The organism is Streptomyces sp. SM1 (genome assembly GCF_002910825.1).
GTDB classification, from domain to species: domain Bacteria; phylum Actinomycetota; class Actinomycetes; order Streptomycetales; family Streptomycetaceae; genus Streptomyces; species Streptomyces okerensis.
The window spans coordinates 1-7,491 of record NZ_NEUB01000015.1 but is presented as its reverse complement, the minus strand read 5'-3'; the positions used below and the strand labels follow the sequence as shown (position 1 = coordinate 7,491).

At 72.8% G+C, this 7,491-nt stretch carries 10 protein-coding genes and 1 pseudogene; all 11 read right to left on the bottom strand.

What is annotated here, in order from left to right; translation table 11 throughout:
- Positions 1-21 precede the first annotated feature (21 nt).
- Positions 22-381, bottom strand: a complete 360-nt coding sequence (locus B9S61_RS00175; RefSeq protein WP_181007163.1) for an MmcQ/YjbR family DNA-binding protein — start codon at positions 379-381, stop codon at positions 22-24.
- Positions 382-411: 30 nt separating this feature from the next.
- Positions 412-957, bottom strand: coding sequence for a GNAT family N-acetyltransferase (locus B9S61_RS00170; RefSeq protein ID WP_103540338.1), 546 nt, complete (start codon positions 955-957; stop codon positions 412-414).
- Positions 954-1,538 (bottom strand): helix-turn-helix domain-containing protein, encoded by a 585-nt coding sequence (locus B9S61_RS00165; protein WP_103540337.1) that lies wholly within the window; start codon positions 1,536-1,538, stop codon positions 954-956. Before B9S61_RS00165 ends, B9S61_RS00170 begins: the two co-directional genes overlap by 4 nt.
- Before the next feature lie 54 nt (positions 1,539-1,592).
- Positions 1,593-2,498, bottom strand: coding sequence for a LysR family transcriptional regulator (locus B9S61_RS00160; protein WP_103540336.1), 906 nt, complete (start codon positions 2,496-2,498; stop codon positions 1,593-1,595).
- A 36-nt stretch (positions 2,499-2,534) separates the two neighbouring features.
- Positions 2,535-3,734, bottom strand: coding sequence for a glycine C-acetyltransferase (locus B9S61_RS00155; protein WP_103540335.1), 1,200 nt, complete (start codon positions 3,732-3,734; stop codon positions 2,535-2,537).
- A gap of 29 nt (positions 3,735-3,763) precedes the next feature.
- Complete coding sequence (tdh, locus tag B9S61_RS00150; protein ID WP_103540334.1) at positions 3,764-4,792, bottom strand: L-threonine 3-dehydrogenase; 1,029 nt, start codon at positions 4,790-4,792, stop codon at positions 3,764-3,766.
- A gap of 181 nt (positions 4,793-4,973) precedes the next feature.
- On the bottom strand, positions 4,974-5,549 hold the full coding sequence (locus B9S61_RS00145; RefSeq protein WP_103540333.1) for a GAF domain-containing protein: 576 nt from the start codon (positions 5,547-5,549) through the stop codon (positions 4,974-4,976).
- Positions 5,550-5,606: 57 nt separating this feature from the next.
- Positions 5,607-6,236, bottom strand: a complete 630-nt coding sequence (locus B9S61_RS00140) for an ATP/GTP-binding protein (RefSeq protein WP_103540332.1) — start codon at positions 6,234-6,236, stop codon at positions 5,607-5,609.
- Complete coding sequence (locus B9S61_RS00135; protein WP_103540331.1) at positions 6,214-6,585, bottom strand: DUF742 domain-containing protein; 372 nt, start codon at positions 6,583-6,585, stop codon at positions 6,214-6,216. Before B9S61_RS00135 ends, B9S61_RS00140 begins: the two co-directional genes overlap by 23 nt.
- 2 nt (positions 6,586-6,587) lie before the next feature.
- The gene (locus B9S61_RS00130) at positions 6,588-7,022 is read right to left on the bottom strand and encodes a roadblock/LC7 domain-containing protein (RefSeq protein ID WP_103540330.1); all 435 of its coding nucleotides are present in this window, start codon (positions 7,020-7,022) and stop codon (positions 6,588-6,590) included.
- 74 nt (positions 7,023-7,096) lie between these two features.
- Positions 7,097-7,491: pseudogene (locus B9S61_RS00125) on the bottom strand (ATP-binding protein); the annotation flags it as partial.

Here is a 7,491-nt window from a genome sequence, read left to right as displayed (position 1 = left end):
TCGGCCGTGCCCGGGCGGCCCTCAGTCCGCGGGCGGCAGTCCCAGCCGGGAGTGGGCCTCCAGCAGCCGGGACGGAGCGGCCTGGCGCCAGGAGTCGGCGAGGATGTCGCGCAGTTCGCCCTCGTCCTCCAGCGCGGAGAGGCGGACCCTGACCCAGGCGAACTGTGCCTCGTGGCCGGCGATCCAGAACTTCCCGGGCTCGGCGAGGGCCAGCTCGTCGCGCTCCTCCTTGGGGCAGCGCACGGCGATGGAGGTCTCCTCCTCGGGCAGGGTGGCGAACATCTTGCCCGCGACCCGGAAGGTGGGCATGCTCCAGGCGGTCTTCTCCGTCGTGTCCGGCAGGGACAGGGCGATCCGTCGTACGTCTTCGGCATCCGGCATGGCAGGCACCGTAGCGGCCGGCACTGACAATCACCTGGTGGCGGGCGATGTCGCGGCGGCTCCGAGACGCTTGTAGTAGATCGTCGTCGGCCGCAGCACCCCGGCCGGGTCCGCGGCGTAGTCCGGGATGGCACCGACGGGGGTCCAGCCGGAGGTGCGGTAGAGGTGTTCGGCGGGGCTGCCGGTCTCGGTGTCCAGGTGCAGCAGGGTGATGCCCCGCGCGGCGGCCTCCTCCTCGGCCACCGTCAGCACCCTCCGCCCGAGTCCCCTGCCCCGGGCCGCACGGTGCACCATCAGCTTCACCAGCTCCGCGCGTTGGGCGCTGTTGGGCCTGTCGGGGAGGGCGAGGCTCACGGTGCCGAGCACCCGGCCGGGCTCCTCGTACGCCAGCCACACGGTGAGCCGGCCGGCGGCGACGGCGGCGCTCCGTTCCCGCCACCAGGCGCCCGCCTTCCCGCGGTCGAGCGGGCCGAGGAAGCCGACGGAGGCGCCACCGTCCACGGTGTCGGTGAGCAGCTCGGCCAACTCCTCGCCGAGCTCGAGCAGTCGAGCGGCGTCCGCACGGACGACGTTCACGGGCGCACCACCATCAGTACGTAGCGGACGTCACCGGGGCCGGGGCAACGGAACCGGGTCGGCCCCCAGACGCGCAGTCTGAGGCAGTCGCCGTCTCCGAGGCGGTGTCCGGTGTCCCCGTCCGTCACGTGGAGCGCGCCTTCCAGGACCCAGATGTGCTGTTCCAGGCCGGGCACGGGCGGACGGTCGTAGGCGATGTCGGCACCGGCGGCGAGCCGTCCCTCGACGAGTTCGCCGCGCAGCCCGCCGTGCGGCGGGGACACGGACCGGCGGACGAATCCGGAGGCCCGGTCCTCCCAGAGCGCCTGGTCGGCGGCGCGCACCACCGGCGCCGGTTCCGCCTCGATCTCGCTGAGGAGCTGGGACATCGTCCGGCCGTAGACGGCGCAGAGGCGGTTCAGCAGGGAGGCGGTGGGGCTGGTCTCGGCCCGTTCCGCGCGGGAGAGGGTGGAGCGGCTGACGCCGGTGCGCTCCGCCAGTTCGCCGAGGGACCAGCCGTGTTCGGCCCGGAGTCCGGTCAGTCGTGCGCCGAGCCGGACGTCGACGGGGTCCGGGGCCGGCCCCGTCTCGCCCTGTTTCATATCCGGGACCATATCCCGGATCCGGGATGCCGAGGAAGGTCTTCTCCGGTCCTCCTACGCCTCCTCGGCCGCCGCGCGGAGCGCGTCGAGGACCGGACGGATCAGCGGGTGCCCCTCGGCGCCCCGGCGCACGGCGGCAAAGACCCGGCGGGTCGGCGCCACCCCGTCGACGGGGCGGACGACCACGCCCGCGAGGTCCATGCCGCGCAGCGCCGAACGGGGCACCAGGGCGACACCCCCGTCCGCCGAAGCCAGGGCCACCACCGCGCGGAAGTCGTCCGAGGAGTGCTCGAGACGGGGCTGGAACCCCGCGCTCTCGCAGGCGAGGACGACCACGTCGTGGCACGGGTTGCCGGGGTACGGGCCGATCCAGGAGTCCTTGGCGAGTTCGGCGAGCGGCACCTCCGCGGCGTCGGCCAGGCGGTGGGTGACCGGCACGACCGCGTCGAAGGGCTCCGCGTACAGCGGCACGTGGGTCAGTCGCGGGTCGTCGGCGGAGGGCGCCCCGCGGTACTCGACGGCCACCGCGACATCGACCTGCCGGTCCAGCACCATCGGCAGGCTGGCGTCCCCCTCGGCGTCCCGGACCCGGATACGGATGCCGGGCGCCGTGGCGGCGAGGCGGGCCACCGCGGGCGCGACGACCTGGGCGATGCCGGTGGCGAAGGCCGCGACCGTGACGGTGCCGGCCTCCCCCGAACCGTAGGCGGCCAGCTCGGCCTCGGCCCGCTCCAGCTGGGCCAGGACGGCGTTGGTGTGGCCGAGTAGGATCTCGCCGGCCGGGGTGAGGCGTACGCCCTTGGCGCCGCGCTCGACGAGACGGTGGCCGGTCTCCTGCTCCAGCGCGGCGAGCTGCTGGGAGACCGCGGAGGGAGTGAGATACAGCGCGGCGGCTGCCGCCGTGACCGTGCGGTGGTCCGCCACCGCACGGAGGATGTGGAGCCGCCGCGCCTCGATCATGTAGGCGATTGTCTCAAATCGTTCGGTGTGCTCCGCTCAGGCGTCGAGCTCCGCCCGTGCCGCGGCGAAGGCGTCCACCGCGCGGTTCACGTCCTCCGTGGAGTGCGCGGCGGACAGCTGGACGCGGATACGGGCCCGGTCCTGCGGTACCACCGGGTAGGAGAAGCCGATCACGTACACCCCGCGCTCCAGCAGCAGCTCCGCCATGCGTCCCGCGCGGGAGGCGTCGCCGATCATCACCGGGGCGATGGCGTGGTCGCCGGGGAGGATGTCGAAGCCCTCCGCGGTCATCCGGCGGCGGAACAGGGCGGTGTTCCCGGTGAGCCGGACGCGCAGGTCGTCGGCCGACTCCAGCAGGTCCAGGACCTTCAGGGAGGCGGCGGCGATCACCGGGGCGAGGGTGTTGGAGAACAGGTACGGGCGGGAGCGCTGGCGCAGCAGGGCGACGATCTCCGCGCGGGCGGCGACATAGCCGCCGGAGGCGCCGCCGAGCGCCTTGCCGAGGGTGCCGGTGATGATGTCGACGCGGTCCATGACGCCGTGCAGTTCGGGCGTGCCGCGCCCGCCGGGGCCGACGAAGCCGACGGCGTGCGAGTCGTCGACCATGACCATGGCGCCGTGCCGGTCGGCGAGGTCGCAGATCTCGTCCAGCGGGGCCACGTAGCCGTCCATGGAGAAGACGCCGTCGGTGACGACGAGCGTGCGGCGGGCGCCGCCCTCCGCGGCCTCCTTCAGCTGACGCTCCAGGTCGGCCATGTCGCGGTTGGCGTAGCGGAAGCGGCGGGCCTTGGAGAGCCGGATGCCGTCGATGATCGACGCGTGGTTCAGCGCGTCGGAGATCACCGCGTCCTCGGGGCCGAGCAGGGTCTCGAAGACACCGCCGTTGGCGTCGAAGCAGGAGGAGTAGAGGATCGTGTCCTCCTGGCCGAGGAACGCCGACAGCCGCGCCTCCAGCTCCTTGTGCACCTCCTGGGTGCCGCAGATGAAGCGGACGGACGCCATGCCGTAGCCCCAGCGGTCCAGGGCCTCGTGGGCGGCGGCGACCACCTCGGGGTGGTCGGCGAGACCGAGGTAGTTGTTGGCGCAGAAGTTGAGCACCTCGCCGGGGCGGCCGCCGGCGGTGACGTTCACGGTGGCGGACTGGGGGGTGCCGATGACGCGCTCGGGCTTGTGCAGGCCGGCGGCGCGGATCTCGTCGAGGGTGGCGCGCAGGTCGTCGCGCACGGAGTCGAACATGTCGGGAAGCTCCTAGGGAGGCGGAGGACTTACGCGGTCCAGTCGAGGATGACCTTGCCGCCCTTGCCGGCGGCCGCCTCCTCGAAGGCGGCGTCGAAGTCGCGGTAGGAGTAGCGGCCGGTGATCACCGGGGCGAGGTCGAGGCCGCCCTCCAGCAGGACGGACATGGCGTACCAGGTCTCGAACATCTCACGGCCGTAGATGCCCTTGACGGTGATCATCGAGGTGACGATCCGGGCCCAGTCGACCGGGAACTCCTCGGCCGGCAGGCCGAGCATGGCGATCCGGCCGCCGTGCGTCATGTTGTCGATCATGTCCCGCATGGCCTCGGGCCGGCCGGACATCTCCAGGCCGATGTCGAAACCCTCGCGCAGTCCCAGCGTGTGCTGTCCGTCGGCGATGGTGGACTCCGCGACGTTCAGGGCCAGGGTCGCGCCGATCTTGCGGGCGAGCTCCAGACGCTCCTCGCTGACGTCCGTGATCACGACGTTGCGCGCGCCGGCGTGCCGGGCCACGGCGGCCGCCATCAGTCCGATCGGACCGGCGCCGGTGATCAGGACGTCCTCGCCGACCAGCGGGAAGGACAGCGCGGTGTGCACGGCGTTGCCGAACGGGTCGAAGATCGCGGCGACGTCGAGGTCGACGGGGACCCGGTGCACCCACACGTTGGCGGCGGGAAGCACGACGTACTCGGCGAAGGCGCCGTCGCGTCCCACGCCGAGGCCGACCGTGGCCCGGCACAGGTGGCGGCGTCCGGCCAGGCAGTTGCGGCACTTGCCGCACACCAGATGGCCCTCTCCGCTGACCCGGTCACCGCTCTTGATGTCGGGGACGTCACGGCCGGTCTCCACGACCTCGCCGACGAACTCGTGCCCGAGGACCAGCGGCGTGCTGATCGTCTGCCGGGCCCAGCCGTCCCAGGACCGGATGTGCAGGTCGGTGCCGCAGATACCGGTGCGCAGCACCTTGATCAGTACGCCGCCGGGTCCGACGGCGGGCTCCGGGACGTCCGCGAGCCACAGCCCGGGTTCCGCCTTCTCCTTGACGAGCGCCTTCAACGCTACGGCTCCTGAGGGGTGAGTCCCGGCTCCGGGGCGTGCCGAACAGGCCCCGGTCCGGGAAGAGGAGTGGAATGCACTGCAATCTGCCGTACAACACCCTCACCGGTCCATCGAGGATTTCTTAAGCGCGGCCACAGCTTTGCTTCACGCCGTCACCCCATCGGCGGCGCGGGGACCCTCACAGCGGCAGCCCGTCCGTCTCCCCGCGTTCCAGCCGTGCGGCGAGATCCGCTGCCTGCGCCTTGATGGCCGCGAGCCCCGGCCGGCCCCAGGCCCGCGGCCGGATGTCGGTGACCGAGACGGTGCCCAGCACCATGCCGGTGCTGTCGACGAGCGGCGCGCCCAGGTAGGAGCGGATGCCGAACTCGTCCACCACCGGGTTGCCCGCGAACCTGGGGTAGTCGCTGACGTCCTCCAGGACCAGCGCCTTGCGCCGGGCGACCACGTGAGGGCAGAAGCCGTGGTCGCGGGGCAGCACCCGCCCCAGCAGGGCGCCGCTGCCGTCGCCGCGGACGGCCGGCGCGACGGCCGGGGTGTGCAGACCCGCGAAGAACTGCCCCTCCTCGCCGAGGAAGTTGACCATGGCGTACGGCGCACCCGTGAGCTCCGCGAGACCGTACGCGAAGGCGTCCAGCGCGGGCTCGGGATGGTCTCCGAGGCCCAGTCCGCGCAGCCTGTGGATGCGGGCCGGGGCCTCCTTGTCCTCGGGGGTGAGCAGCAGACGACCGGCCGGACGGGGCGGGTCGTAGCTCATGGGCGGGCTCCCGGACGGTGGGCGAGGATCATGAACGGACTCCGAGGTGTGCGGGGATCACATAGGGGCGCCGTACCCCGTCGCGGTGGCCGGGGCGTGCACGATGAGGTGGCGGACGAGGGTCAGCAGGGTCTGTACGCCGGAGGAGGAGATCCGGGCGTCGCAGCACACGACGGGGACCTCCGCGGGGAGGTCCAGGGCGGCGCGCACCTCCCCGGGTTCGTAGCGGAAGCCGCCGTCGAACTCGTTGACCGCGACGATGAACCCGAGGCCGCGCTGCTCGAAGAAGTCGACCGCCGCGAAGCACTCCTCCAGGCGCCGGGTGTCGGCCAGGATGACCGCGCCGAGCGCGCCCTCGCAGAGTTCGTCCCACATGAACCAGAACCGTTCCTGGCCGGGCGTGCCGAACAGGTACAGCACGTGTTCCGCGTCGAGGGTGATGCGGCCGAAGTCCATGGCCACGGTCGTCTCGACCTTGTTCTCGATGCCGTCGAGGTTGTCGGTGGCGGCGCCGACCGTGGTGAGGAGTTCCTCCGTGCTGAGGGGCGCGATCTCGCTGACCGCGCCGACGAAGGTCGTCTTGCCCACGCCGAATCCGCCCGCCACGAGGATCTTGAGCGCGGTGGGGAAGGGGTCGTCACCGTACTGTGCGCCGTCGATCCGGTCAGAGCTGTCGTCGTAGTCCATCGAGCACTGCCTCCAGAAGGGCCCGGTCCGTCGGGGTGTGGTGGAACTCGGGTGGTTTGTCGGTCAGCGCCCCGCATTCGACGAGGTCCGCCAGCAGCACCTTGGTGACGGCCACCGGCAGCCTGAGATGGGCGGAGACCTCGGCGACCGGGACGGGCGCCCGGCACAGGTCGAGGGCCTGCGCGTGCTCGGGGCCGAGGTAGCCGAGAGGGGTGGCGCCGGTGGCCCGCACCTGCGACAGCAGGTCGAGTGCGACGGTGGGGCGGGTACGGCCGTTGCTGACCGTGAAGGGGCGCACCAGCCGGCCGGCCGCGTCGTCGAGCCACGGCCCGTCACCGGCCGCCTTCACGTTCAAGGCCTCATCGCCGGGGGTTCGACGCCCTGCTGCCGGGGTGCGGTCATCAGGTACGGGCGGACGGACTTGACCAGCATCGCCATCTCGTAGCCGAGTACGGCCGCGTCGGCCTCCCGGCCCGCCATCACGGCGAGACAGGTGCCGGAGCCCGCGGTGGTGACGAACAGCAGGGTCGAGTCGAGCTCGACGACGACCTGGCGGACGTCCCTGCCGCCGGCGAAGCGGATACCGGCGCTGCGGCCGAGGGAGTACAGGCCGGAGGCCAGGGCGGCCATGTGGTCGGCGCTGTCCGGGTCGAGTCCGTGCACGGACTTCACCAGCCCGTCGCAGGACAGCAGTACGGCACTGTTGGTGTGCGGTACGCGTTGCACGAGGCCGCTCATCAGCCAGTCGAGGTCGGATACCTGGGCGGTCGGCGCATCGCTCGCCATGGTGGATCGACTCCTTGGGGTACGAAGGTCTGCGGGAGCGCGGGGAGAGGGGGGCCGGGCGGGGTGGGGGGTGGTCATCCGGCGGGTTCGCTCCCGTCCTGCCGGGCGGTGTGGTCGGTGCGGAGGGCGGCCGCGGACGGCCGCGGGACGGCGGGCGGGGCCTGCTGGGACTCCGCCAGACCGATGCCACGCTGGAAGGCCGCCATCAGATCGGGGTCGTGGGTGGCGACGTACTCGGTGTCCTGGCGGGGCGCGGGGCCGTCGCGGAGCTGGGGGGCGATGTGCTCCTGGGCGCGCCGGCGGGGCAGATGGGGTCTGTCCATGGTGCCGCGCACCGGGGTGCCACGCGGGGTGAGGGGCGTGGCCCCGTGGTCGGTGAGGGGGTCCCGGTCACCGAGGCGGGCGCCGGGAACGGCCTCGGCCGGGGTGGGGCGCGTCTCACGGGTACCGCGCAGGGGCAGCGGCGGGG

What these genes read in the sequence shown, in the direction of transcription:
- B9S61_RS00145 (WP_103540333.1), bottom strand. Translation starts at nt 5,549, where the DNA reads ATGAGCTACGACCCGCCCCGTCCGGCCGGTCGTCTGCTGCTCACCCCC.
- B9S61_RS00130 (WP_103540330.1), bottom strand. Translation starts at nt 7,022, where the DNA reads ATGGCGAGCGATGCGCCGACCGCCCAGGTATCCGACCTCGACTGGCTG.
- B9S61_RS00160 (WP_103540336.1), bottom strand. Translation starts at nt 2,498, where the DNA reads ATGATCGAGGCGCGGCGGCTCCACATCCTCCGTGCGGTGGCGGACCAC.
- B9S61_RS00155 (WP_103540335.1), bottom strand. Translation starts at nt 3,734, where the DNA reads ATGTTCGACTCCGTGCGCGACGACCTGCGCGCCACCCTCGACGAGATC.
- B9S61_RS00175 (WP_181007163.1), bottom strand. Translation starts at nt 381, where the DNA reads ATGCCGGATGCCGAAGACGTACGACGGATCGCCCTGTCCCTGCCGGAC.
- B9S61_RS00140 (WP_103540332.1), bottom strand. Translation starts at nt 6,236, where the DNA reads ATGGACTACGACGACAGCTCTGACCGGATCGACGGCGCACAGTACGGT.
- B9S61_RS00165 (WP_103540337.1), bottom strand. Translation starts at nt 1,538, where the DNA reads ATGAAACAGGGCGAGACGGGGCCGGCCCCGGACCCCGTCGACGTCCGG.